At 60.8% G+C, this 24250-nt stretch carries 22 protein-coding genes; 12 read left to right on the forward strand and 10 right to left on the reverse strand.

The features are described from left to right. Positions 1 to 110 precede the first annotated feature (110 nt). The 4 genes from cueO to hpt all read left to right on the forward strand — a co-directional run bounded on the left by cueO (position 111) and on the right by hpt (position 2959). Positions 111 to 1754, forward strand: coding sequence for a multicopper oxidase CueO (gene cueO, locus ACJ8KE_RS17860; RefSeq protein ID WP_049300404.1), 1644 nt, complete (start codon positions 111 to 113; stop codon positions 1752 to 1754). Between the two features lie 105 nt (positions 1755 to 1859). Beyond that, positions 1860 to 2051: a type II toxin-antitoxin system RelB family antitoxin gene (relB, locus tag ACJ8KE_RS17865; protein WP_016930068.1), complete on the forward strand. Its 192-nt coding sequence runs from the start codon at positions 1860 to 1862 to the stop codon at positions 2049 to 2051. A 5-nt stretch (positions 2052 to 2056) separates the two neighbouring features. After that, positions 2057 to 2332, forward strand: a complete 276-nt coding sequence (locus tag ACJ8KE_RS17870) for a type II toxin-antitoxin system RelE/ParE family toxin (RefSeq protein ID WP_116403788.1) — start codon at positions 2057 to 2059, stop codon at positions 2330 to 2332. 90 nt (positions 2333 to 2422) lie between these two features. Next, complete coding sequence (gene hpt / locus ACJ8KE_RS17875) at positions 2423 to 2959, forward strand: hypoxanthine phosphoribosyltransferase (protein WP_004937527.1); 537 nt, start codon at positions 2423 to 2425, stop codon at positions 2957 to 2959. Between the two features lie 38 nt (positions 2960 to 2997). Here hpt and can read toward each other — a convergent pair whose 3' ends face one another. After that, a complete protein-coding gene (can, locus tag ACJ8KE_RS17880) occupies positions 2998 to 3654 on the reverse strand; it encodes a carbonate dehydratase (RefSeq protein WP_016930066.1) in 657 nt (218 codons plus the stop codon). A gap of 210 nt (positions 3655 to 3864) precedes the next feature. On the opposite strand from can, the gene ACJ8KE_RS17885 reads away from it, so the two are divergent. The 3 genes from ACJ8KE_RS17885 (at position 3865) to ACJ8KE_RS17895 (ending at position 7013) form a co-directional block, all read left to right on the forward strand. Continuing rightward, positions 3865 to 4788 (forward strand): ABC transporter ATP-binding protein, encoded by a 924-nt coding sequence (locus ACJ8KE_RS17885; protein ID WP_015379030.1) that lies wholly within the window; start codon positions 3865 to 3867, stop codon positions 4786 to 4788. Further along, the gene (locus ACJ8KE_RS17890) at positions 4785 to 5555 is read left to right on the forward strand and encodes an ABC transporter permease (protein WP_004937535.1); all 771 of its coding nucleotides are present in this window, start codon (positions 4785 to 4787) and stop codon (positions 5553 to 5555) included. Before ACJ8KE_RS17885 ends, ACJ8KE_RS17890 begins: the two co-directional genes overlap by 4 nt. Positions 5556 to 5732: 177 nt before the next feature. Continuing rightward, complete coding sequence (locus ACJ8KE_RS17895) at positions 5733 to 7013, forward strand: polysaccharide deacetylase family protein (RefSeq protein ID WP_028127378.1); 1281 nt, start codon at positions 5733 to 5735, stop codon at positions 7011 to 7013. Positions 7014 to 7047: 34 nt separating this feature from the next. Here the strand turns inward: ACJ8KE_RS17895 and panD are convergent, their stop codons facing one another. From panD to panB, 3 genes are all read right to left on the reverse strand, one after another. Further along, positions 7048 to 7428 (reverse strand): aspartate 1-decarboxylase, encoded by a 381-nt coding sequence (panD, locus tag ACJ8KE_RS17900; RefSeq protein ID WP_004937544.1) that lies wholly within the window; start codon positions 7426 to 7428, stop codon positions 7048 to 7050. 145 nt (positions 7429 to 7573) lie between these two features. Further along, a complete protein-coding gene (gene panC, locus ACJ8KE_RS17905; RefSeq protein WP_016930063.1) occupies positions 7574 to 8428 on the reverse strand; it encodes a pantoate--beta-alanine ligase in 855 nt (284 codons plus the stop codon). Between the two features lie 23 nt (positions 8429 to 8451). Then, entirely contained in the window at positions 8452 to 9246 is a 795-nt protein-coding gene (gene panB / locus ACJ8KE_RS17910; RefSeq protein ID WP_079451758.1) for a 3-methyl-2-oxobutanoate hydroxymethyltransferase, read from the reverse strand. Between the two features lie 165 nt (positions 9247 to 9411). On the opposite strand from panB, the gene qseB reads away from it, so the two are divergent. Continuing rightward, positions 9412 to 10074, forward strand: coding sequence for a quorum sensing response regulator transcription factor QseB (gene qseB, locus ACJ8KE_RS17915; protein ID WP_097101394.1), 663 nt, complete (start codon positions 9412 to 9414; stop codon positions 10072 to 10074). Further along, positions 10071 to 11429: a quorum sensing histidine kinase QseC gene (gene qseC / locus ACJ8KE_RS17920; RefSeq protein ID WP_079450230.1), complete on the forward strand. Its 1359-nt coding sequence runs from the start codon at positions 10071 to 10073 to the stop codon at positions 11427 to 11429. The genes qseB and qseC overlap by 4 nt, the downstream gene beginning before the upstream one ends. Before the next feature lie 5 nt (positions 11430 to 11434). On the opposite strand, the gene folK is transcribed toward qseC, so the two are convergent. The 6 genes from folK to thpR all read right to left on the reverse strand — a co-directional run bounded on the left by folK (position 11435) and on the right by thpR (position 16536). Then, positions 11435 to 11935, reverse strand: coding sequence for a 2-amino-4-hydroxy-6-hydroxymethyldihydropteridine diphosphokinase (folK, locus tag ACJ8KE_RS17925; RefSeq protein WP_060445100.1), 501 nt, complete (start codon positions 11933 to 11935; stop codon positions 11435 to 11437). Then, positions 11935 to 13482 carry a polynucleotide adenylyltransferase PcnB gene (gene pcnB, locus ACJ8KE_RS17930; protein ID WP_071883579.1) on the reverse strand — a complete coding sequence of 516 codons (1548 nt, stop codon included), beginning with the start codon at positions 13480 to 13482 and terminating at the stop codon, positions 11935 to 11937. The genes folK and pcnB overlap by 1 nt, the downstream gene beginning before the upstream one ends. Before the next feature lie 61 nt (positions 13483 to 13543). Beyond that, entirely contained in the window at positions 13544 to 14455 is a 912-nt protein-coding gene (gluQRS, locus tag ACJ8KE_RS17935; RefSeq protein WP_016930059.1) for a tRNA glutamyl-Q(34) synthetase GluQRS, read from the reverse strand. 195 nt (positions 14456 to 14650) lie between these two features. Continuing rightward, positions 14651 to 15106: an RNA polymerase-binding protein DksA gene (gene dksA / locus ACJ8KE_RS17940; RefSeq protein ID WP_004937569.1), complete on the reverse strand. Its 456-nt coding sequence runs from the start codon at positions 15104 to 15106 to the stop codon at positions 14651 to 14653. 183 nt (positions 15107 to 15289) lie between these two features. After that, positions 15290 to 15997 carry a DNA/RNA nuclease SfsA gene (gene sfsA / locus ACJ8KE_RS17945; protein ID WP_004937572.1) on the reverse strand — a complete coding sequence of 236 codons (708 nt, stop codon included), beginning with the start codon at positions 15995 to 15997 and terminating at the stop codon, positions 15290 to 15292. Beyond that, positions 15994 to 16536, reverse strand: a complete 543-nt coding sequence (gene thpR, locus ACJ8KE_RS17950; RefSeq protein ID WP_016930058.1) for an RNA 2',3'-cyclic phosphodiesterase — start codon at positions 16534 to 16536, stop codon at positions 15994 to 15996. The genes sfsA and thpR overlap by 4 nt, the downstream gene beginning before the upstream one ends. Before the next feature lie 190 nt (positions 16537 to 16726). Between thpR and hrpB the strand changes: the two genes are divergently transcribed. The 3 genes from hrpB (at position 16727) to fhuA (ending at position 24235) form a co-directional block, all read left to right on the forward strand. After that, on the forward strand, positions 16727 to 19165 hold the full coding sequence (gene hrpB / locus ACJ8KE_RS17955) for an ATP-dependent helicase HrpB (RefSeq protein WP_170913144.1): 2439 nt from the start codon (positions 16727 to 16729) through the stop codon (positions 19163 to 19165). 118 nt (positions 19166 to 19283) lie between these two features. Next, positions 19284 to 21791 carry a bifunctional glycosyl transferase/transpeptidase gene (gene mrcB, locus ACJ8KE_RS17960; RefSeq protein WP_079451764.1) on the forward strand — a complete coding sequence of 836 codons (2508 nt, stop codon included), beginning with the start codon at positions 19284 to 19286 and terminating at the stop codon, positions 21789 to 21791. A 251-nt stretch (positions 21792 to 22042) separates the two neighbouring features. Continuing rightward, positions 22043 to 24235 carry a ferrichrome porin FhuA gene (fhuA, locus tag ACJ8KE_RS17965; protein ID WP_097101398.1) on the forward strand — a complete coding sequence of 731 codons (2193 nt, stop codon included), beginning with the start codon at positions 22043 to 22045 and terminating at the stop codon, positions 24233 to 24235. The last annotated feature ends 15 nt before the right edge of the window (positions 24236 to 24250 follow it).

Consider the following 24250-nt stretch of genomic DNA (forward strand, 5'->3'; position numbering starts at 1 on the left):
TGATTGTGAGGCATAGCTTAAAATACCGCCAGGAAAGGCTTGACCTTCCGCCTGGGGGAAGGTTTAGGCTGGCGGCATTGAGTTATGTCACTGAGAAAAGGGAGTCAGCGATGTTACGCCGTGATTTTATTAAATTAACCGCTGCGCTGGGCGCGGCGAGCGCATTGCCGTTATGGAGCCGGGCGGCTTGGGCGGCCGATCGGCCGGCCCTGCCGGTACCGCCGCTGTTGACGCCGGGCGCGCAGGGAAAGATTGCGCTGGCGCTGCAGGCGGGGGAAACCCGCTGGTTGCCCGGCGCTGCCACCAAAACCTGGGGATTCAACGGCGCGCTGCTCGGGCCGGCGGTGAAGCTGCAGCGTGGCCAGCCGGTGACGGTCGATATCAAAAACAGCCTGGCGGAGGCCAGTACCGTCCACTGGCACGGGCTGGAAATTCCCGGCGACGTCGATGGCGGCCCGCAGGCGCTGATCCACCCCGGCGCGACGCGCACGGTGAATTTCACCGTCGATCAACCGGCGGCCACCTGCTGGTTCCACCCGCACACGCACGGTAAAACCGGCAGCCAGGTGATGATGGGGCTGGCGGGGTTGGTACTGCTGGAAGACGATGAAAGCGCCAAACTGCCGCTGCCGAAAACCTGGGGGCAGGATGATATTCCGGTGATCCTGCAGGATAAGCGGCTGGATAAAGACGCGCAGATCGAATACCGCCTGGACGTGATGAGCGCGGCGGTGGGCTGGTTTGGCGATCGCATGTTCACCAATGGCGCGCAGTATCCGCAACATCTGGCGCCGCGCGGCTGGTTGCGTCTACGTTTTCTCAACGGCTGCAACGCCCGCTCGTTGAATCTGGCGGCCAGTGACAACCGTCCGCTGTATGTTATCGCCAGCGACGGCGGTTTCCTGGCGGAGCCGGTGAAGCTGACCGAGCTGCCGATGCTGATGGGCGAACGCTTTGAAGTGCTGGTCGATGCCTCCGACGGGAAAGCGTTTGATATCGTGACGCTGCCGGTGAAGCAGATGGGCATGACGTTGGCGCCGTTCGATCAACCGCTGCCGGTGCTGCGCATTCAGCCGTCGTTGGCGCAGGGTATCAAAACCATGCCGGACAGCCTGGTGAAGCTGCCGACATTGCCTGCCACCACCGGCATCCAGGAGCGTTGGCTGCAGCTGATGATGGATCCGCAGCTGGATAGGCTCGGCATGCAGGCGCTGATGGATCGCTATGGCCACCAGGCGATGGCCGGCATGAGCATGAATCATGGCGCGACGGGCGCTGGAGACATGAAAGGCATGGAGAAGGGCGGCATGCAGGGCATGGACCACGGCAACATGAAGGGCATGGATCATGGCAAGATGGCCGGGATGGATCACGGCGGCGCGCAGAGCAAAGCCAAACCGTTCGACTTCAGCCACGGCAACATGATCAACGGCAAGGCCTTCGATATGACCAAGCCGATGTTCGCCGCCAAACGAGGCCAGTATGAGAAATGGACCATTTCCGGTGAGGGCGACATGATGTTGCACCCGTTCCACATTCACGGCACCCAGTTCCGTATCTTGTCGGAAAACGGCAAACCGCCGGCGGCGCATCGCAGCGGTTGGAAGGACACGGTGCGCGTCGAAGGGTGGCGCAGCGAAGTGCTGGTACGCTTCGATCATCCGGCAAGCAGCGAACATGCGTATATGGCCCACTGCCACCTGTTGGAACACGAAGATACCGGCATGATGATGGGCTTTACCGTCGACGAATGATCGCGGTCCATCGCTCAGGTGGCGGTGCGCTCGCGTCGCCACCGCTTGGTTCAATGAAAGGAAGCCGTTATACTGATTAAAATATCAGCTTTTGAGGAGTGCGTCATGCCGACAAAATTGGATCCCATCGTTTCTGAGTTTGAGACTCAAGAGCAGGCTGATAGCTACGATCGTTGGTTCAGAAGCACCGTGGAATCTTCCATCAATAGCGACTCCTCCCGTATCCCCCATGACGAAGTCATGGCCGGCGCTCGTCACATTATCGAGCAGGCGAAAGCCAAAAGGAAATCGGCCTGACCCTTATGTTAACCGTCAAATGGACTGACGAAGCAAAAACGGGTTTATATACGCTGCTGGCTTTTATCGCTGAGCGAAATCCACTTACCGCTGAGGCTTTGTTACAACGCATTGAAGAGTCGGTTATCCCGTTAGCGGAACATCCTTATCTATTCCGGCCAGGCAGGGTGAACGGGACTCGTGAAATGGTTGTTCATCCTAATTACATTGTGGTTTACCGCGTGCTGGCTGCACATATTGAAATAGTGAGTGTCCTGCACGCTCGTCAGGAATACCCTTAATAAAGAAAACTCCCCTGTCCGGGAGAGAGGCAAGTCGTAACGGCCTATGCTAAACTCTGCGCCTTTCTTCCGGCAACTGACCTGAATACTATGAAACACACTGTAGACGTAATGATTTCCGAGCAGGAAGTTAAGACCCGTATCGCCGAACTTGGCCGCCAGATCACCGAACATTACCGCGACAGCGGCAGCGACATGGTGCTGGTCGGGCTGCTGCGCGGCTCCTTCATGTTCATGGCCGATCTCTGCCGCGCGATCGAGGTGCCGCACGAAGTCGACTTTATGACCGCCTCCAGCTACGGCAGCGGCATGTCCACCACCCGCGACGTGAAGATCCTCAAGGATCTGGACGAAGACATTCGCGGCAAAGACGTGCTGATCGTGGAAGACATCATCGATTCCGGCAACACGCTGAACAAAGTGCGCGAGATTTTGGCGCTGCGCGGGCCGAAGTCGCTGGCGATTTGCACCTTGCTGGACAAACCTGAGCGCCGTGAAGTACAGGTGCCGGTCGAATATGTCGGCTTCTCGATCCCGGATGAGTTCGTGGTGGGGTATGGCATCGACTACGCTCAGCGCTACCGTCACCTGCCGTACGTCGGCAAAGTGGTGCTGCTGGACGAGTAATTGGATGTGGGGCGCGGCAAGCCGCGCCCGCGGCGGGGTTATACGCCTTTATCCTGCTTCAGTTTGGCTATCGCTTTGCGGTAGCCCATCTCCAGGCTCTCGCGGCTGGTCGCCAGCACTTCCATATCGCGCAGACGGCCGTCCTGAATGCCGTACACCCAACCGTGGATCATCACCTTCTGGCCGCGCTTCCAGGCGGACTGCATGATGGTGGAGTGGCCCAGGTTGTACACCTGTTCAATGACGTTGATCTCGCACAGCATGTCGAAACGCTGTTCCGGCGGCAGCTCGCCCAGCAGCGAGCTGTGCTTGTACCACAGATCGCGAATGTGCAGCAGCCAGTTGTCGATCAATCCCAGCTCCGGGTTTTCCACCGCCGCCTGCACGCCGCCGCAGCCCAGGTGGCCGCAGATGATGATGTGTTCGACTTCCAGCACATCTACCGCATACTGCACCACCGACAGGCAGTTAAGATCGGTGTGGATCACGAGGTTCGCCACGTTGCGATGGACGAACAGTTCACCCGGCTCGAGGCCGGTCAGGCGTTCTGCGGGAACGCGGCTGTCAGAGCAACCAATCCATAAGAAGCGGGGCTTTTGCGCCTGGGCTAAACGTTCAAAAAATTCCGGGTCTTCCTGACTGATATTGGCCGACCAGGCCTGGTTGTTGGCGATAAGCTCTTCGATTTCTTTCATGAAGGTGATTGACCCGTAACGGACAGATTGCGTTGGGGTAATATAGGGTAAGCGTCACAATTTGGAAATCGGAACAGTGGTGCAGCCTCATTTACCGCACGGATTCGACGCAGTGAAAACGCCGTCGATGCTAGGATTATTGTTAGTGTTTCAAGCCTCGCAAACAGGGGCGCGGCGGCATACTCATCGTTATAAGGTACTATTTTACATATGAATTATGCACTGGAATTAGCGCAGCTGACCAAGACTTACGCCGGTGGCGTCAAGGCGCTGCGCGGCATCGACCTGAGCGTCGAAGCGGGGGACTTTTATGCCCTGCTGGGGCCAAACGGCGCCGGAAAGTCCACCACCATCGGCATCATCAGCTCGCTGGTGAACAAAACCGCCGGCAGCGTGCGGGTGTTCGGTTACGACATCGATAAAGACATCGTCAACGCCAAGCGCCAGCTCGGCCTGGTGCCGCAGGAGTTCAACTTCAACCCGTTCGAGACCGTGTTGCAGATCGTGGTGAACCAGGCGGGTTACTACGGCGTCACGCGGCGTGAAGCGATGGCGCGCGCCGAAAAATACCTCAATCAGCTGGATCTGTGGGGCAAGCGCAACGAGCGCGCCCGCATGCTGTCCGGCGGCATGAAGCGCCGCCTGATGATCGCCCGCGCGTTGATGCATCAGCCGAAGCTGCTGATTCTCGATGAGCCGACCGCCGGGGTGGATATTGAGCTGCGTCGCTCGATGTGGGGCTTCCTGAAAGAGCTGAACGCCCAGGGCACCACCATTATCCTCACCACCCACTATCTGGAAGAGGCGGAAATGCTGTGCCGCAACATCGGCATCATCCAGAACGGGGAACTGGTGGAAAACACCTCGATGAAGGGGCTGCTGGCCAAGCTGAAGTCGGAAACCTTCATCCTCGATCTGGCGGCGAAGAGCCCGCTGCCGAAGCTGGACGGTTACCACAGCCGCCTGACGGATACCTCGACGCTGGAAGTGGAGGTGATGCGCGAGCAGGGGCTGAACGGCCTGTTCGCCCAGCTGAGCGCGCAGGGCGTGCAGGTGCTGAGCATGCGCAATAAGGCGAACCGCCTGGAAGAGCTGTTTGTCACCCTGGTTAACGGCAATGGAGAGAAAGCATGACGCGTTTGTATTGGGTGGCCTTACAGAGCATCTGGGCCAAAGAGGTAAACCGGTTCGCGCGCATCTGGATCCAGACCCTGGTGCCGCCGGTGATCACCATGACGCTGTACTTCATCATCTTCGGTAACCTGATCGGCTCGCGCATCGGCGATATGCACGGCTTCAGCTACATGCAGTTCATCGTGCCCGGCCTTATCATGATGGCGGTGATCACCAACTCCTATGCCAACGTCGCCTCGTCGTTCTTCAGCGCCAAGTTTCAGCGCAACATTGAAGAACTGCTGGTGGCGCCGGTGCCGACCCATGTGGTGATCGCCGGCTATGTCGGCGGCGGCGTGGCGCGCGGCATCTGCGTCGGCGTGCTGGTGACCATCATCTCGCTGTTCTTCGTGCCGCTGCAGGTGCACGCCTGGTGGGTGATTGCGCTGACGCTGCTGCTGACGGCGATCCTGTTCTCGCTGGCGGGGCTGATCAATGCGGTGTTCGCCACCACTTTCGACGACATCAGCCTGATCCCGACCTTCGTGCTGACGCCGCTGACTTACCTGGGCGGGGTGTTCTACTCGCTGTCGCTGCTGCCGCCATTCTGGCAGGCGGTGTCCAAGCTGAACCCCATCGTTTATATGATCAGCGGCTTCCGCTACGGTTTCCTCGGCATCAACGATGTGCCGCTGGCGTTCACCATGGCGGTGCTGGTGGCGTTTATCGCGGTGTTTTACCTGCTGTCCTGGTACCTGATCGAGCGCGGCCGCGGCCTGCGCAGCTGATTGTATCGCGCCCTCGCTTTCCCGGCGGGGGCGCTTTTCTTGATTTGGCGCAGGCGGCGCATAAATCAATAGAATTGCTCAAATAACCGCTAGTTCCCCGCTGTTCAAATCGTGCTATGCTGGCGCTCCACATTTCCTCCACTTTTGTCATTACGCACTCGTAAGCAGAACATCATCATGCGGTCTCAATACACGTTAACGGCTGGGTTGCTCGGCATTCTGATGTCGTTGGTTTCCCCTGTGAGCCTGGCTAGTTTGCTGTCGGAAGACAGCGCGGTTAAATCTGAATACATGGAAGCGCAGCGCGATAGCGAAGTCTATGCGTTGGTGGGCGAGCATGTGATCCCGGTAGGGGAGGTGAAGCGCGGGCAACTGATCCAAGTCTTCCCGGCGGATGCGGAATACTACGAATTCAAATTTGGGCATGGTACCGGCTTTATCGATAAAGACGACGTGCGTGAATTGAAGAAGTCGCGCAAGGTGCAAGACGATCTGGGCGAGCTGAACAAACCGCTGACCAACCAGAATCTGATCACGCAAAAAACGATCGACGTATACACCGCAGCGGACAAGGACAGCGAGGTCTTGGGCACGCTGGAAGGCAACCTGCGCTATCCGATCATCGGCAAGCTGAAGGATCGCCTGAACAACACTTGGTACGAGGTCAACATCGGCGAGCGGCTGGGGTTCATTAATGAGTTGGACTGCGAGATCGATAACGGCATACCGGTGCTGACTTACCACCACCTGCTGAAAAACGAAGAGAACAAACGCTTCCGCCACACCTCGACCACCACTTCAGACGTGGCGTTCAGCAACCAGATGACCTACCTGAAGCAGGCGGGCTACGACACCATTTCGCTGTACCAGCTGGAAGCCTACCTGAAAAATCAGATCAACCTGCCGGGCAAGGCGATCGTGCTGACTTTTGACGACGGCCTGAAATCGGTGTATCGCTACGCTTATCCGGTGCTGAAGGATTACGGTTTCCGCGCCACGGCGTTCATCATTTCTTCGCGCATCAAACGCCACCCGCAGAAATGGAACCCGGACTCGCTGCAGTTTATGAGCGTCTCGGAGCTCAAGCAGATTCAGGACGTGTTCGACGTGCAGTCGCATACCCATTTCCTGCACCGCACCGACGGCAATCGCCAGCCGATTTTGCTGAGCCGTTCGCTGCACAATATCGAGTTCGATTTTGAGCGCTCGCGCCGCGCGCTGTCGCAGTTCAATCCGCACGTGCTGTATCTGTCCTACCCGTTCGGCGGCTATAACCAACGGGCGATTCAGGCGGCGCAGGACGCCGGTTTCCATCTGGCGGTGACCACGGTGCAGGGCAAGGTAAAGCCGGGGGATAACCCCTATACGCTGAAGCGGCTGTATATTCTGCGCACCGACTCGATCCAGACCATGGCGGATCGGATAGCCAACAAGCCGGGCACGGTGGTGGTGCAATAAGGAAGAACGGGCGCGCAAGGCGCCCGTTTTATTGTCAGGCGACCTGAACCGGCACGGCTTTCGCCTTGCGCTGCAGGTTGTTGTCACCTTCGAAATAGGCGACTTTCGGGTGGTGCTGGCGGGCGTCGGCGTCGGTCATTTGCACATAGGAGCAGATGATCAGTTTGTCGCCGACGCAGGCGCAGCGCGCGGCGGCGCCGTTGACCGATATGATGCGCGAACCGCGCTCGGCGGCGATGGCGTAGGTGGAGAAGCGCTGGCCGTTATCCACGTTGTAAATATCGATCGCTTCATATTCCAGAATGCCGGCGGCCTCCAGGAAATCCTGGTCGATGGCGCAGGATCCTTCATAGTGCAAGTCAGCCTGAGTGACTTTGACGCGATGCAGCTTGCCTTGCAGCATAGTACGTATCATAGCTTTACCTAACTGAATATCGGCCTTCACAGGCGCTGGGGTTGAACATCTCTCCTGCATCCCTGCAATCTCTATCGTCACCGATTGCTTCGCCATTGTCTACCAATGGCCAGGGCTTCAGGGTGACGACAGTATAAAAAACGGCTTACAGCGTCAGGTCGACCTGCTGGTTGTCGATAAGACGCGCCTTGCCCAGCCAGGCGGCCATCAGCACCACCGCCCGCTGGCTGTCCACCGTCAGCGGCTGCAGGCTGTCGGCGTCGCGAATAAACAACTCATCCGGCGTAAAGCCGGCGGCGCGCAGCTGCTCGGCGGTCTGCTCCAGCAGCGCTTCGACCTGGCGCTCGCCATTGGCCAACTGTTGCGCCAGCGCGTTCATGATTTTGCTCAGTTGCGGCGCAACCTTGCGCTCTTCGGCGGTCAGGTAACCGTTGCGCGAGCTGAGGGCCAGGCCGTCTTTGGCGCGCACGGTCGGCACGCCGACGATATCGATGTCGTAACCCATGTCCGCCACCATTTTGCGGATCAGCGCCAGCTGTTGGTAATCCTTCTCGCCGAAACAGGCCAAATCAGGCTGCACCAGGTTGAACAGCTTGCTGACGATGGTGGAAACGCCGCGGAAGTGGCCCGGACGGCTTGCGCCTTCCAGGATGGTGGAGATGCCCGGCACATCGACGTAGGTCTGCTGCTCCAGGCCCTGCGGATAAACCGCGGCCGGGGCCGGCGCAAACACCAGATCGACGCCGCGGCGAGTCAGCTTCTCGCTGTCTTCCTGCAGCGTGCGCGGGTAGCGCGCCAGATCGTCCGGCCGATCGAACTGCATCGGGTTAACGAAGATGCTCACCACCACCACGTCGGCGCGCGCGCGCGCTTCATCGACCAGCGTCATGTGGCCGTCGTGCAGGTTGCCCATAGTCGGCACCAGCGCGATGCGTTTGCCTTCCTGGCGCCAGCGGCGGATCTGCTGACGCAGCATCGGCAGGGTTTCGATAATAATCATTGGGGGACTCCTGGAACCATCGCTTAGTTAAAAGAGTGTTCAGCCGCCGGGTAGAGGCCTTGCTCCACTTCCTGAATGTAATGCTGCACCGCCGTGCGGATATCGCCGCCCTGCGCCAGGAAGTTCTTGGCGAACTTCGGCGTGTGGCCGCCGGTGATGCCGAAGGCGTCATGCATCACCAGGATCTGGCCGTCGGTGCCGTTGCCGGCGCCAATGCCGATGACCGGAATGGACAGCGCTTCGGTGATCTGGCGCGCCAGCTCGGTCGGCACGCATTCCAGCACCAGCAGCTGAATGCCGGCCAGTTCCAGATTCTGCGCGTCCTGCAACAGCTGTTTGGCGGCCAGTTCGTCGCGTCCTTGCACCTTATAGCCGCCGAACACGTTGACCGACTGCGGCGTCAGGCCCAGGTGTCCGCACACCGGTACCGCGCGTTCAGCGAGCATTTTCACCGTGTCGCACAGCCAGCTGCCGCCTTCCAGTTTCACCATGTTGGCGCCGGCGCGCATCAGCTCGGCGGCGTTGGCGAAGGTCTGTTCCGGGGTGGCGTAACTCATGAACGGCAGATCGGCCAGCAGCAGGCAGGCCGGCGCGCCGCGGCGCACGGCGCGCGTGTGGTAGGCCACGTCGGCGACGGTGACCGGCAGCGTGGAGTCGTGGCCCTGCAGCGTCATGCCCAGCGAATCGCCCACCAACAGGACTTTGATGCCTTGCTCTTCAAACAGTTTGGCAAAGCTGGCATCGTAGGCGGTAAGGGTAGCAAACTTGCGCTGCTCCTGTTTCCACTGGCGCAAATGGGTCACGGTGGTGGGTTTCATCACAACGTCTCCTGAAAGGGCCGTGCGGCTTACGCAGGCCCAGGCTGCAAAAAAGTGCAGCCATTCTACTGTAACCCGATCGGGGTGGGTAGCGCGGATCGCCATGCTTAAGCGGTTCTTAAGAACCTTGTGGTGCAATGGCGTCATGACTCAAAAGGGATACTCATGCGAATTCTGTTGATCGAAGATGACAAATTGATCGGGGACGGCATCAAGGTCGGGCTGACCAAACTTGGCTTTAACCTGGACTGGTTCACCGACGGCGCCGTCGGCAAAAATGCGCTGGACAGCGCACCGTATGACGCGGTGATCCTCGATCTCAGCCTGCCGGGCCTCGACGGCCTGGATCTGCTGCGCCAGTGGCGCCAGGCGGGGCAGGACGTGCCGGTGCTGATCCTCACCGCCCGCGACGCGCTGGAGCAGCGGGTCAGCGGGCTGCAAAGCGGCGCCGACGATTATCTGTGCAAGCCGTTCGCGCTGGCCGAAGTGGCGGCGCGCCTGCAGGCGCTGATCCGGCGTCGTCACGGCCAACTGATGCCGCAGCTGACGCACGGCAACGTAGTGTTCGACAGCGCCACCCGCAGCGTGAGCTGCAACGGCGAACCGGTGACGCTGACGCCGCGCGAATTGGCGGTGCTGGAGCTGTTTTTGCACAACAAGGGGCGGGTGCTGGCGCGGCCGTTGATTCAGGAGAAACTGTACAACTGGGACGACGAGGTGAGCAGCAACGCGGTGGAGGTGCATATTCACCACCTGCGGCGCAAGCTGGGCAACGGCTTCATCCGCACCATCCACGGCGTGGGTTACACGCTGGGGGATGCGCCGTGAAGCGTCTCAGCCTGCGGCTGCGCCTGATCCTGATCTTCAGCCTGTTGGCGCTGCTGACCTGGAGCACCGCCAGCGTGGTGGCCTGGGTGATGTCGCGCAACACCATCAACGAAGTGTTCGACACCCAACAGATGCTGTTCGCCAAACGGCTGGCGACCGCCAACCTCGGCGATCTGTTGGCCGATGAAAGCGCGCGCAGCCTGCCGAAAACCAAGAAGCTGGTGCATCACGGCAAGCGCGGCGAGCAGGACGACGACGCGCTGGCGTTCGCCATCTTCGATCGCCAAGGCAAGATGCTGCTCAACGACGGCGAGAACGGTGCTGATTTCCTGTTTGACGGGGAGCGTGAAGGTTTTACCGACGGTGAGCGCAAAGGCGATGACGACAGCTGGCGCCTGGTATGGTTGACCAGCCCCGACGGGCGCTATCGCATTGTCGTGGGGCAGGAGTGGGATTACCGGCGCGATATGGCGCTGGGCATGGTGACCGGCCAGTTGGTGCCCTGGCTGGCGACGCTGCCGGTGCTGATGTTGCTGATCGCGCTGATGGTCGGGCGCGAGCTGCGGCCGCTGCGCGCGGTGGCGGCCGGTTTGCGCCGGCGCGCGCCCGATGACGCCACGCCGCTGGATGCGCGCCAGGTGCCGACCGAGGTGCGCCCGCTGGTGGATGCGCTCAATGCGCTGTTCGCCCGCATCAACGCTTTGCTGGTGCGGGAGCGGCGCTTCACCTCCGATGCTGCGCACGAGTTGCGCAGCCCGCTGGCGGCGCTGCGGGTGCAGACTGAAGTGGTGCAGCTGGCGGGGGACGATGCGCCGATGCGTGAGCACGCGCTGGACAATCTGACGCTCGGCATCGACCGCGCCACCCGGCTGGTGGATCAACTGCTGACGCTGTCGCGGCTGGATTCGCTGTCGGATCTGGCCGAACTTGCGCCGGTCGACTGGAACGATCTGGTGACGATGACCCTGGCGGAGCAGGATCGGCAGGCCCATGCGGCGGGCGTGACGCTACGCTATGAACATCAGGGAACGCCACCGCCGAGTCAGGGAGAAACCTTGCTGCTGTCGTTGCTGTTGCGCAATCTGCTGGACAACGCGGTGCGCTATACCCCGCAGGGCGGCGTCGTCACCGTGACGTTGAGCGAACGTTCGCTGACGGTGGCGGACGACGGTCCGGGTGTCACCACGGAGCATCTGGCGCGGCTCGGAGAACGTTTCTACCGCCCGCCGGGACAGGAACAAACCGGCAGCGGTCTGGGGTTATCTATCGTGCAGCGTATCGCCGGCTTGCATGGTTTGCAGGTCAGTTTCGCCAATCGCCCGGCGGGGGGATTTGTAGCGCGGTTGGCGCTGTAGGTGGGTCAGGACTTGAGTTTTGGCTGATGCCACAGCGCCATGCCGTTTTCCGGCACGCGCTTGAGGCAGCTGGCGAGCGGTTCGCCATCGGGGAAAATCAGATCGGGGGCGATTTCCGCCAGCGGGTAGAGCATGAATTCGCGCTCTTTCAGGCCGTAATGCGGCACCGTCAGGCGCTCGGTATGGATCACCTTGTCGCCGTACAGCATGATATCCAGATCGAGCGTGCGTGGACCCCAACGCTCATCCTTGCGCACGCGCCCCTGATTGCGTTCTATCGCCTGGGTATGGTCGAGCAGCTGTTCGGGCGGCAACAGGGTATCCAGCGCCACCACCGCGTTGAGAAAGTCCGGCTGGTTTTGCGGCCCCAGCGGCTTGGTGCGGTAAAACGAAGAACAGATGACCAGCCGGGTGCGCGGGAGATGCTCCAGCGCCTCCAGCGCGGCGTTAACCTGTTGCAGCGGCTGCGCCAGGTTGCTGCCCAGCGCGATATAAACGCGGATCATTATGCCCCTTCTTTGCGCGGTGCCCGGCGGCGAGGGCGGCGTTGGCGCGCGCGGCGCGGCGCGGGATCGTCGCCCAAGGTGCTCAGCATGGCTTTCTGCCGCGCCGGCGTGGCGTCCTGGAACTCGCCCCACCACTCGGCCAGACGCAGCATCTCCTGATTGTCTTCCACTTCCGCACGCAGCGCCAGCAGGTCATAGGCGGCGCGGAATTTCGGATGTTCCATCAGTTTGTGCGCGCGTTTGCCCTGACGGCGAGACAGGCGCAGCTGCAGCTGCCAGATATCGCGCACCAGCGTGGTGATGCGTTTCGGGATCGCCAACGAGCGGCACTGCTCGTCGAGCACATCGTTCATCGCCAGCGCGAAGGCGTCGTAGTAGGCCAGGCCGCTTTCCTGCGCCAGCTTCTGCGCGTGCTCCAGCAGCGGGTACCACAGCATGGCGGCGAACAGGAACGCCGGGTTGACGCGCATGTCGTTCTGTAGGCGATGATCGGTGTTCTTCAGCACCTGCACCAGAATGCGCTCCATCGGCGTATCGTGGTTCGGCGTGAAGTTGCGGGCGATCAGCGGGAACAGCGGTTGGAACAGCTGATATTCGCACAGCTTCAGATAGGTTTGGAAACCGTAACCCGCCTGCAGCAGCTTGAGGGATTCTTCGAACAGACGCGCCGGCGGGATCTCATGCAGCAGCGAGGCCAGGCGAGGGATCGGCTCGGCGGTCTCTTCGCTGATGCGCATGTCCAGCTTGGCGGCGAAGCGCACCGCGCGCAGCATGCGCACCGGATCTTCGCGGTAGCGGGTTTCCGGATCGCCGATCAGGCGGATCACGCCTTGTTTCAGATCGTTCAGGCCGCCGACGTAATCGCGCAGGGTGAAATCCGCCACGCCGTAGTACAGGCTGTTGATGGTGAAATCACGGCGCTGGGCGTCTTCCTCGATCGAACCGAAGATGTTGTCGCGCAGCAGCATGCCGTTTTGCGCCTGCTGGGAGGAATTCTTGTCGGATTCCTGATTCTGTTCGTGGTGACCGCGGAAGGTGGCCACTTCGATGATCTCCGGCCCAAACATCACGTGCGCCAGACGGAAGCGGCGGCCGACCAGGCGGCAGTTGCGGAACAGTTTGCGCACTTGTTCCGGCGTGGCGTTGGTGGTGATGTCGAAGTCTTTCGGCTTTTTGCCGAGCAACAGATCGCGCACCCCGCCGCCGACCAGATAAGCCTCGTAGCCGGACTTGTTCAGGCGATAAAGCACTTTTAGCGCATTCTCGCTGATGTCTTTGCGCGAAATCGAGTGTTGTTCGCGCGGGATCACGGTCATCGAGTCGTTGCTCTCGGCGAGAGGGAAAGGCGGACGCTTGCGCGGCGTTGAGCGGCGGGCAGGGGCGTTGCTGCCGTTATCGGCGGCGCGCGGCTGCGGCGCAGGGCGGCTTGGTGCCGCGGCACGCTCTTCGCGGACTACGTTTTTATCGCCGGCCGCCGCGTCGTCGCGGGGCAGCTTGTCATCGCGGGTCAGTACCTTACGACAGAAGTTGGCTACTCGGGTAAAAATGGTACACCTCGATAGTGACTGATAAAAATGGAGCTAACAAAAAATAGCGGCTAATCATAGCTCACCATGGCTCCTTTGAGAATGCCGGCGTGTTTTCATCCAGAGGGATAGCCTCCTGACGCGGCACGTTTTCCAACCGCCAGTGTTCGATCGCCCAGCTCAATAATAATGGCAGGTCAAGATCTTGCCAGCTTTCCGGCAGCGGTTGGCGCAGAAATTTCAGCGCGGCGATCAGCACCGGCCGCGGATCGCCTGCGGGCAACGCCGGCGCATGATTTTGCTTCGACAGCTTGATGCCGTTGGCACCCAGCGCCAACGGCAGATGCACATAAGCGGGCACCGGCGCCTGCAGCTGGCGGTAGAGGGCAATTTGGCGCACCGTCGGTTCGATCAGATCGGCGCCGCGGACAATCTCGGTCACGCCCTGAAAATGGTCGTCGATCACCACCGCCAGGTTGTAGGCGAACAGCCCATCGCGGCGGCGAATGATAAAGTCTTCCCCCGCCAGCGCCGGATCGGCCTGCAATTCTCCCTGCAGGCGATCGTGGAACCGGTAAACGGGCGCGGTCTGGCGCAAGCGGATGGCGGCGCCCTGCGGGCCGAGCTGCAAGTCACGACAGTGGCCGTCGTACAATCCGCCGATGTGCTGGATGCGGCTGCGGGTGCAGGTGCAGTAATAGCTGAGCCCCTGACGCTGCAACAGATCCAGCGCGGCGCGGTAGGCGTCGTGACGTTGGGATTGATAGATGACCTGGCCGTCCCAGTGGAGACCATAATGTTCCAGCGCGGACAGGATGCGAGCGGCGGCGCCGGGGACTTCACGCGGCGGGTCGATATCTTCGATGCGAACCAGCCACTGCCCGCGTTGGGCGCGAGCCTGAAGGTAGCTTCCCAGAGCGGCAATCAGCGAGCCGAAATGCAGATCCCCGGAAGGCGATGGGGCAAAACGCCCCACATAATGACTTTCTTGCATATCAGAGGGGAGGGGTTCCCTTTTCTCTGTGCGGCGCACGCGGGTACGCACGCCGCAGCGGTAACATACTCGTTATGCTTGAAACTGCATCTGTGTTAGCTGCGCCTGCTTACCCGAATCACTTACTTGAGTAAGCTCATCGGGATGCGCATTCTTGCCGCCTTGATGCAGCTCCAATCATTTAGAGTAGCGGTATTAGCCGGCCATCTGCTTTTCGCGGATCTCGGCCAGCGTCTTGCAGTCGATGCACAGATCGGCGGTCGGACGCGCTTCGAGGCGACGAATACCGATCTCCACGCCACAAGATTCGCAGTAGCCGAAATCATCGTCTTCCACTTTCTTCAGCGTTTTCTCGATCTTTTTGATCAGTTTGCGTTCACGGTCACGGTTACGCAGTTCAAGGCTGAACTCTTCTTCCTGAGTGGCACGGTCGGCCGGATCAGGGAAGTTGGCTGCCTCTTCTTGCATATGCGATACAGTACGGTCCACTTCGTCCCTGAGCTGGTTGCGCCACGCTTCAAGAATGCGCTTGAAATGCGACAACTGGGCGTCGTTCATGTACTCTTCGCCCGGCTTCTCTTGGTACGGCTCCACCCCAGCGATGGCGAGAATGCTCAAGGACGAGGTTTTACGGTTTTGCCCTTCTTGCATGTTGCTTCTCCTACATACACACGCACTATCGAATCCCCAATGCGGGGGAAAAACAGGCCGCTATAAATAACAGAAGGAAGGTAGGTTGGCAATTATTCCTGTCGCCCGCTTGACAATCGTGTGAAGGAGGGCGTATTTGGCGATCGTGCTGGCCGGTTGTCTATTTATAGGGACCCGACTGCGCTAATCGATAAAAAACGGCAGCTTATCGCAGAGATAAATACCGTCAGGTGATAATTTTGCCCCGTAGCAAACCACTTCCACTCCCAACTGCCGGACCTGTGCCAACAGCGCCGCATAGCGCTCATCTATATGATGTGCCGGTGCGACCTGCTCAATACCGCTGTGTAACACGGCAAAGAACAACACCGCCCGTTGCCCGCTTTCAACCACGCTGAGCAACTCACGCAGGTGCTTTTGCCCTCTGAGCGTTACCGCATCAGGAAAGTAACCACGTTGTTGTTGCAGTAATGTGACTGACTTAACTTCAATATAGCAGTTAACCCGATTTTCTGCCTGTAATAACAAATCGATACGGCTGTTTTCACCGCCGTATTTCACCTCGCCGCTGATTTTACTGTAACCGGATAATTCATTGATTAAATTGTGTTCAATCGCCTCGCGCACCAGCGCGTTGGCGCGCAGGGTATTGACGCAGATCCAGTGCCCCTGTTGGGTATGGGTCAACTCCCAGCTGTGAGCGTATTTGCGCTTGGGATTGTCCGAGGTGGAGTACCAAACGGTGTCGCCGGGCGTGGCGCAGCCGGTCATGGCGCCGGTATTGGCGCAGTGCAGCGTAAAGGTTTCCCCTTCCGGGGTGATCACGTCCGCCAGAAAGCGTTTGTAACGTTTGATCAGCGTGGCGGAACGCAGCGGTGGAGAAAAAATCATGCGGATGCCTGTTTGGCCAGCGGCCACTGTTCGAGGTGTTGATAGCGGGTGCGGCCGTTTTCGAACACCGACTCATATAAGGAAAAGGCGTCGGCGCTGAATGCCCAGCCCGGCGTCGCCGGCGGGATCGCCACCGGCTGGGTGGCGGCGCGCAGCAGCGTGACATGCGGATGGAACGGCAGCGCGCTTTGATGGCAGCCGCTGCGGGCGGCCTGCGATCGCAGCAGCTCGGCTAGCTGCAGCAGCCCGCGCGGCGCGCGGCGGGTGCCGAGCCAGACCACGCCGGGGCGCGGCCAATGGCCGAGATCGTCGAGCCGCATGCTGAACCCGGGTTGTACGATGCGGCCGGCCAGCTTGCGCAGCGCTTGCTCTTTCTGCGCGGTGACCTCGCCGAGAAACGCCAGCGTCAGATGCAAATTGGCCGCCGCCACCGGCCGGCCGGCCTCCGGCGCAAACGCCTCGGCGCGCCAGCGGATCACCTGCTGTTGCAGGGCGTCAGGCAAGGACAGGGCGAAAAACAGGCGGCGCGAATTGGACATAAGGGCTCGGCAAATGCATGACAAAACGGTCGGGAACAGCGGTAAACGTTGCTGGCAGCGGCCCCGCGAGGGGCGCGGCGCACGAATGAGCTCCGTACTATAGCTAACGACGCCGCAGTTTGAAAGGCTACGGGGACAAAGCTAATGCTACACTGTACGCCGTTTAACGTTAACCACCACGGAGAGTTCAGTGTCTTCATTGCCCGTCAGCGCGGTGCTTGATGAGTTGCTGGCTGCGTTGCAGTCCGCTCCTCAGGTGCTGTTGCACGCCCCGACCGGCGCCGGTAAATCCACCTGGCTGCCGCTGCAGCTCCTGGCGAAGGCCGGGTTGCCGGGGCGCATTATCATGCTGGAGCCGCGGCGGCTGGCGGCGAAAAACGTCGCTTACCGCCTGGCACAGCAACTGGGGGAGGAGCCCGGCCAGACCGTGGGCTACCGCATGCGCGCCGAAAGTAAAAGCGGGCCGCAGACCCGGCTGGAAGTGGTGACGGAAGGCATTCTCACCCGCATGTTGCAGCAGGATGCCGAGCTGCAGGGCGTGTCGTTGGTGATCCTCGATGAATTCCACGAACGCAGCCTGCAGGCCGATCTGGCGCTGGCGTTGCTGCTCGATGTGCAGCAAGGGCTGCGCGACGATCTGAAGCTGCTGATCATGTCGGCCACCTTGGATAACGCTCGCCTGTCGCAGTTGCTGCCGGAAGCGCCGGTAGTGGTGTCCGAGGGGAGAAGCTTCCCGGTTGAGCGTTTATATCAGCCGTTGGCCAGCCATCAGCGGCTGGAGGACGGCGTAGCGGCGGCGGTGAAGCGGTTGCTGGCCGAACAGCCGGGATCTTTGCTGCTGTTCCTGCCGGGCGTGGCGGAGATCAATCGGGTGCTGGAGCGATTGACCGGCGAGGTGGCGAGCGATACCGATCTTTGCCCGCTGTATGGCGCCTTGCCTCTGGCGCAACAGCAAAAAGCGATTCAGCCGGCGGCGCCTGGTCGCCGCAAGGTGGTGCTGGCGACCAACATCGCCGAAACCAGCCTGACGATCGAGGGCATTCGGCTGGTGGTGGACAGCGGTCTGGAGCGCGTGGCGCGTTACGACGTGCGCAACGGTTTGACGAGGCTGGCGACGCAGCGCATCAGTCAGGCCTCGATGGTGCAGCGCGCCGGGCGCGCCGGGCGGCTGGAGCCGGGCCTTTGCTGGCATCTGTTCGCCAAAGAACAGGCGGAACGCGCGGCGGAACATGCCGAACCGGACATTTTGCAGAGCGATCTCACCGGCTTCTGGCTCGAACTGTTGCAGTGGGGTTGCCACGATCCGGCGCAACTGACCTGGCTGGATGCGCCTCCGGCGGCGGCATTGACGGCGGCCAGGGCGCTGTTGCGCCGGTTGGGGGCTACGGATGACGGCGACAAACTCACCGCGCCGGGGCGCCAGATGGCTGCGTTGGGGTGCGAGCCGCGGTTGGCGGCGATGCTGGTTGCCGGCGCGACGCTGAGCGCCGACGGCCTGGCGACGGCGGCATTGTTGGCGGCATTGCTGGAAGAACCGCCGCGCGGCGGGCAGATGGATATCGGTTATTGGCTGAGCCGCCCGCAAGCGAACTGGCGGCAGCGCGCCGCGCAGTTGGCCAAACGCCTGCCGCAACGTGCGGGGCAAGTCGACGTCGAGCTGGCGCCGCGTCTGTTGGCACAGGCATTTACCGATCGCATCGCCCAGCGGCGTGGCCAGGACGGCCGCTACCTGCTGGCCAACGGCCTGGGCGCGGCGATGAATCAGGACGAGGCGCTGTCGCGCGCCCCCTGGCTGATCGTTCCCAGCCTGTTGCAGGGCCACAACAGCCCCGATGCGCGTATCCTGCTGGCGCTGCCGGTGGACATCGAAGCGCTGGCGGCGCAGCTGCCGGCGATGGTCATGCAGCGCACGGCGGTGGAGTGGGATGAAGAAAAGGGCACGCTGCGCGCCTGGAAACGCCAGCAGATCGGCCGTCTGACGCTGCGCGCTCAGCCGCTGGCCAAACCGGCGGACGAAGAGCTGCAGCAGGCGCTGCTCGACTGGGTGCGCGCGCAGGGGTTGGCGGTGCTCAACTGGGAGGGTGCCGCTGAACAATTGCGGGTGCGCCTGCAGTGCGCGCAAGCCTGGCTGCCGGAGGCGGAATGGCCGGCGATGGATGAAGAGCCGCTGCTGGCGGCGCTGGAGCAGTGGCTGTTGCCGTCGCTGAACGGCGTGCGCGATCTGCGCGGCTTGAAGCAGGTCAACATCGCCGAGGCGCTGTCCCGCCTGCTGGACTGGCAGCAAAAGCAGCGGCTGGATAATGCGTTACCCACTCATTACACTGTGCCGACCGGTAGCCGCCTGCCGATCCGTTATGAGGCCGGTAAACCGCCGGCGCTGGCGGTGCGCTTGCAGGAGGTTTTCGGCGAGCAGCGCAGCCCGATGTTGGCGGAGGGTCGCATCCCGGTGGTGCTTGAGTTACTCTCACCGGCGCACCGGCCGTTGCAAATCACCGGCGATCTGGCGGCCTTCTGGCAAGGCGCCTACCGCGAGGTGCAAAAAGAGATGAAGGGCCGCTACCCGAAACACGTGTGGCCGGACGATCCGGCCACGGCGGTACCGACGCGCCGAACGAAGAAATATCAGTAGGTCGCGATCATTCAAGGTTTGGAATTCAGATGTTTCTTCTGGTCAGCGCTGCGGCGTCGGCACAGATTAAGCGACTAATCATGGCCGGCAGTGTCGGCAAGCTCGGAGAACAACAGCCATGGCTGGGGATGACCGCGAGCCCATCGGGCGCAAAGGAAAACAACCAAAAAGCACCGCGTCGCGCAAGCCGCCGCGCCGTCGCCGAGACGACGATTATGACGATTACGAAGAAGACGAGTATGACGATGATGAGTATGAAGAGGAGGAGGAACGCATGCCGCGTAAGGTAAAAGCGACTCCGCCGCGTAAAAAACGCCGCTGGCTCGGCCTGATTATCAAACTGATCCTGGTGCTCGCCGTCTTGTTGGCGATCTATGGCGTCTACCTGGACTCGCAGATCCGCAGCCGCATCGACGGCAAAGTCTGGCAGCTGCCGGCGGCGGTGTACGGCCGCATGGTCAACCTGGAACCGGGCATGCCGTACAGCAAGAAGGAGATGGTCAACCTGCTGGAAGGCATGCAGTATCGCCAGGTCAGCCGCATGACGCGTCCGGGCGAGTTTACCGTACAGGCCAACAGCATCGAGATGCTGCGTCGCCCGTTCGACTTCCCGGACGGTAAAGAAGGGCAGATCCGCGCCCGCCTCGATTTCCAGAACAACCGTTTGGCGAAGATCGAAAACCTGGACAGCGGCCGCAGCTTCGGCTTCTTCCGCCTCGATCCGCGTCTTATCACCATGCTGCAGTCGCCGAACGGTGAACAGCGCCTGTTCGTGCCGCGTTCCGGTTTCCCGGATCTGTTGGTGGACACGCTGATCGCCACGGAAGACCGCCACTTCTACGAGCATGACGGCATCAGCCCATACTCCATCGGCCGCGCGGTGCTGGCCAACCTGACCGCCGGCCGTGCGGTGCAGGGCGGCAGTACCCTGACGCAGCAGCTGGTGAAGAACCTGTTCCTGACCAACGAACGTTCGCTGTGGCGTAAGGCCAACGAAGCCTATATGGCGCTGTTGGTGGATTACCGTTACAGCAAAGACCGCATCCTGGAGCTGTATCTGAACGAGGTGTACCTCGGCCAGAGCGGCAGCGACCAGATCCGCGGTTTCCCGCTGGCCAGCCTGTATTACTTCGGCCGCCCGGTGGATGAGCTGAGCCTCGATCAACAGGCGTTGCTGGTTGGCATGGTCAAGGGCGCGTCGCTGTATAACCCGTGGCGTAACCCGAAACTGGCGCTGGAACGCCGCAATCTGGTGCTCAAACTGCTGCAGAACCAGGGGGTGATCGACGGCGAGCTGTATGACATGCTGAGCGCGCGTCCGCTGGGCGTACAGCCGAAAGGCGGCGTCATTACGCCACAACCGGCGTTTATGCAGATGGTGCGTCAGGAACTGCAAACCAGGCTGGGCGATAAGGTCAATGACCTGTCCGGCGTGAAGATCTTCACCACGCTGGATCCGGTGTCGCAAGACGCGGCGGAAAAAGCGGTTGAAGACGGCATCCCGGCGCTGCGCGCCGCGCGTCACCTGCAGGATCTGGAAGCGGCGATGGTGATCGTCGATCGCTTCAGCGGTGAAGTGCGCGCCATGGTCGGCGGCGCCAACCCGCAGTTCGCCGGTTTCAACCGCGCCATGCAGGCGCGACGCCTGGTCGGCTCGCTGGCCAAACCGCCGACGTACCTGACCGCGCTGTCCGAGCCGGACAAATACCGCCTCAACACCTGGCTGGCGGATGCGCCGCTGTCGCTGAAACAGCCCAACGGCGCCGTCTGGCAGCCGAACAACTACGATCGCAAATTCCGCGGTCAGGTGATGCTGGTGGATGCGTTGGCCAACTCGCTGAACGTGCCGACGGTGAACCTCGGCCTGTCGGTCGGGCTGGATCAGATCAGCGCCACGCTGCAACGCCTGGGGATCCCGAAAGCGGAGATCAATCCGGTGCCTTCGATGCTGCTGGGGGCGATCGGCCTGACGCCGATGGAAGTGGCGCAGGAATACCAGACCATCGCCAGCGGCGGTAACCGTGCGCCGCTGTCGGCGGTGCGTTCGGTGATCGCCGAAGACGGCACCGTGCTGTACCAGAGCTTCCCACAGGCGGAGCGCATGGTGCCGGCGCAGGCCGCTTACCTGACGCTGTACGCGATGCAGCAGGGCGTGGCGCGCGGGACCTCCCGCTCGCTGTCGGTGAAGTTCCCGAACTACAACCTGGCGGCGAAAACCGGTACCACCAACGATCTGCGCGACAGCTGGTTCGCCGGCATCGACGGCAAGGAAGTGGCGATCGCCTGGGTCGGGCGCGATAACAACGGCCCGGCCAAGCTGACCGGCGCCAACGGCGCGTTGACCCTGTATCGCCGCTATCTGGAAAACCAGACGCCGCTGCCGCTGATGCTGCAGCCGCCGGAAGGCATTAACCAGATGAGCATCGACTCTGCCGGCAACTTTATCTGCGGCGGCGGCAGCTGGCGCACCATCCCGGTCTGGACCGACAATCCGCAGGGATTGTGCCAGGCCAGCCAGGCGGCGGTGCAGCAACAGCAGCAACAGCAACAGCAACAACCGGCGGCGGGTGAGCAAAAAGATGGCGATGGCGTCGCCGGCTGGATCAAGGATATGTTCGGCCAGTAATCGCTACCGGGGCGTCGGCCCCGGTGAAAGTTTTTTCTTTGTTATTAAGCCCGTAACCTTGGTTGCGGGCTTTTTTATTTTTCTGCTCGTTTTATTTCCCTGCTAACCGCAAGGCTAAGCGTCTAATCCTTAACCTATTTGCCCTATGAATTCGGCTTGCAGTTTAATTTGGCTTCTGCATAAAATGCGACGCTTATAATAATTATTATCGTTTACATTCGTCATTTAATTATTCATCAGAGAAATCAACTATGCCGACCAAGCGTCTTCCATCATTCGCGGCCAAGCAGGGCCGCCTCCCCGTCAGCGCGTTAGCGATCACCGTCGCCGCGGCGCTGGGCACGCTGGCGATGCCGGCATTTTCCGCCGACGCCAAGTCGTCCGCCAAGGAAGACACGATTACCGTTGTGGGCGGCAGCAATACCGCCCAGCAGGAAAGCGCCTGGGGGCCGGTCGGCACCTATGTCGCCAAACGCAGCGCTACCGGCACCAAAACCGATACGCCGATCGAAAAGAACCCGCAGTCCGTTTCCGTGGTGACGCGTGAAGAGATGGACATGCGCCAGCCGGATACGGTGAAGGGCGCGCTGGCCTATGCGCCGGGCGTATTCGCCAGCCGCGGCAGCTCCACGACCTATGATGCGGTGGCAATCCGCGGCTTCCCGGCTACCAACACCACCCAGTATCTGGATGGCCTGCGGTTGCTGGGCGACAACTACAGCGAAGCGTCCATCGATCCTTATTTCCTCGAACGTGCCGAGCTGCTGCGCGGCCCGGTTTCGGTGCTGTACGGTAAAAGCAACCCGGGCGGTTTGGTCTCGATGGTCAGCAAGCGGCCAACCACCGAGCCGCTGCGCGAAATCCAGTTCAAAATGGGTACCGATAACCTGTTCCAGACCGGTTTCGATTTCAGCGACGCGCTGGACGATCAGGGCATTTATTCCTATCGCCTGACCGGCCTGGCGAAAGACAGCGATACGCAGCAGAACATGAGCAAAGAGAAGCGCTATGCGATCGCGCCGTCCTTTAGCTGGCGCCCGGATGACAAAACCAACTTCACGCTGCTGGCCAACATTCAAAACGATCCCTATACCGGTTATTACGGCTGGTTGCCGAAGCAGGGCACGCTGATCCCGTTGCCGGACGGCAGCAAACTGCCGACCGATTTCAACGAAGGCGAAGCCAGCAACTATATGGCGCGCAAGCAGCGGATGATCGGGTACAGCTTCGAACACGCCTTCAACGATACCTGGGCGGTGCGCCAGAACCTGCGTTATATGCAGGTGGACACCGATATGAAGAGCATTTACGGATTCGGCTTGTCATCACCGACGACGATCAATCGTGCTTACGTTCAGTCGAAAGAACACCTGAACAATTTTGCGGTGGATACTCAGGCACAGGCGAAGGTGAAAACCGGCGATATCGACCATACGCTGTTGTTTGGCGTAGATTATTCGCGTATGCGCAACGATATCAATTCCGACTATGGTTCCGCAGACGGCCTGAGCATGACCCAGCCGCAGTATGGCAATGATGTGGTCAATATCAACTTCCCATACAAGTACTTGAACCGTCAGGAGCAAACCGGCCTGTATGTGCAGGAGCAAGGGGAGTGGAACCAGTGGCTGTTGACGCTGGGCGGGCGCTATGACTGGGCGAAAACGTCGGCCAATAACCGCGTTCTCGGGTACACCAACGAACGCTCCGATGGGCAGTTTACCTGGCGCGGCGGATTGAATTACCTGTTCGACAACGGCGTGACGCCGTATTTCAGCTACAGCGAGTCGTTTGAACCGACCCTCGATACGTCAATCAATGGCCAGACCTTTAAGCCCTCGATCGGCAAGCAGTATGAAGCCGGTGTGAAATACGTGCCGAAGGATCGCCCAATCGTGCTGACCGGCGCGCTGTACCAGCTGACCAAGAACAACAACCTGACGCCGGATCCGGATAACGCGCAGTTCAGCGTGCAGAGCGGCGAGATCCGTTCGCGCGGTGTGGAGCTGGAAGCCAAGGCGGCATTGAATGCCAACGTCAACCTGATCGCCTCCTATACCTATACCGATGCGAAGTACACCAAGGACAATACCTATCAGGGCAAACCGACCGTCGAGGTGCCGAAACATATGGCGTCGCTGTGGGCGGATTATACCTTCCACGAAACGGCGGTGAGCGGCCTGACGCTGGGTTCCGGCGTGCGTTACGTCGGCTCCAGCTCGAGCTTCAACAGCGATAACACCACCTTCAAGGTGCCGGACTACACGCTGGTGGACGCGACCATTAAATACGATCTGGCGCGCTTTGGCCTGCCGGGCTCGTCCGTGGGCGTCAACATCAATAACCTGTTCGACAAGACCTACGTGTCGAGCTGCTACCGCGACTACGCCTGCTACTGGGGCGCAGAACGCCAGGTGGTCGCCACCGCAACCTTCCGTTTCTAACCGGATAGCCGGGGC

Origin of the sequence: Serratia sp. CY56464, from assembly GCF_052168435.1 — a bacterium.
GTDB lineage: Bacteria > Pseudomonadota > Gammaproteobacteria > Enterobacterales > Enterobacteriaceae > Serratia > Serratia marcescens.

Excerpts from the sequence above, each read along its gene's own strand:
- cueO (WP_049300404.1), top strand. The coding sequence starts at position 111 with ATGTTACGCCGTGATTTTATTAAATTAACCGCTGCGCTGGGCGCGGCG.
- relB (WP_016930068.1), top strand. The coding sequence starts at position 1,860 with ATGCCGACAAAATTGGATCCCATCGTTTCTGAGTTTGAGACTCAAGAG.
- ACJ8KE_RS17870 (WP_116403788.1), top strand. The coding sequence starts at position 2,057 with ATGTTAACCGTCAAATGGACTGACGAAGCAAAAACGGGTTTATATACG.
- hpt (WP_004937527.1), top strand. The coding sequence starts at position 2,423 with ATGAAACACACTGTAGACGTAATGATTTCCGAGCAGGAAGTTAAGACC.
- can (WP_016930066.1), bottom strand. The coding sequence starts at position 3,654 with ATGAAAGAAATCGAAGAGCTTATCGCCAACAACCAGGCCTGGTCGGCC.
- ACJ8KE_RS17885 (WP_015379030.1), top strand. The coding sequence starts at position 3,865 with ATGAATTATGCACTGGAATTAGCGCAGCTGACCAAGACTTACGCCGGT.
- ACJ8KE_RS17890 (WP_004937535.1), top strand. The coding sequence starts at position 4,785 with ATGACGCGTTTGTATTGGGTGGCCTTACAGAGCATCTGGGCCAAAGAG.
- ACJ8KE_RS17895 (WP_028127378.1), top strand. The coding sequence starts at position 5,733 with ATGCGGTCTCAATACACGTTAACGGCTGGGTTGCTCGGCATTCTGATG.
- panD (WP_004937544.1), bottom strand. The coding sequence starts at position 7,428 with ATGATACGTACTATGCTGCAAGGCAAGCTGCATCGCGTCAAAGTCACT.
- panC (WP_016930063.1), bottom strand. The coding sequence starts at position 8,428 with ATGATTATTATCGAAACCCTGCCGATGCTGCGTCAGCAGATCCGCCGC.
- panB (WP_079451758.1), bottom strand. The coding sequence starts at position 9,246 with ATGAAACCCACCACCGTGACCCATTTGCGCCAGTGGAAACAGGAGCAG.
- qseB (WP_097101394.1), top strand. The coding sequence starts at position 9,412 with ATGCGAATTCTGTTGATCGAAGATGACAAATTGATCGGGGACGGCATC.
- folK (WP_060445100.1), bottom strand. The coding sequence starts at position 11,935 with ATGATCCGCGTTTATATCGCGCTGGGCAGCAACCTGGCGCAGCCGCTG.
- gluQRS (WP_016930059.1), bottom strand. The coding sequence starts at position 14,455 with ATGCAAGAAAGTCATTATGTGGGGCGTTTTGCCCCATCGCCTTCCGGG.
- dksA (WP_004937569.1), bottom strand. The coding sequence starts at position 15,106 with ATGCAAGAAGGGCAAAACCGTAAAACCTCGTCCTTGAGCATTCTCGCC.
- sfsA (WP_004937572.1), bottom strand. The coding sequence starts at position 15,997 with ATGATTTTTTCTCCACCGCTGCGTTCCGCCACGCTGATCAAACGTTAC.
- thpR (WP_016930058.1), bottom strand. The coding sequence starts at position 16,536 with ATGTCCAATTCGCGCCGCCTGTTTTTCGCCCTGTCCTTGCCTGACGCC.
- mrcB (WP_079451764.1), top strand. The coding sequence starts at position 19,284 with ATGGCTGGGGATGACCGCGAGCCCATCGGGCGCAAAGGAAAACAACCA.
- fhuA (WP_097101398.1), top strand. The coding sequence starts at position 22,043 with ATGCCGACCAAGCGTCTTCCATCATTCGCGGCCAAGCAGGGCCGCCTC.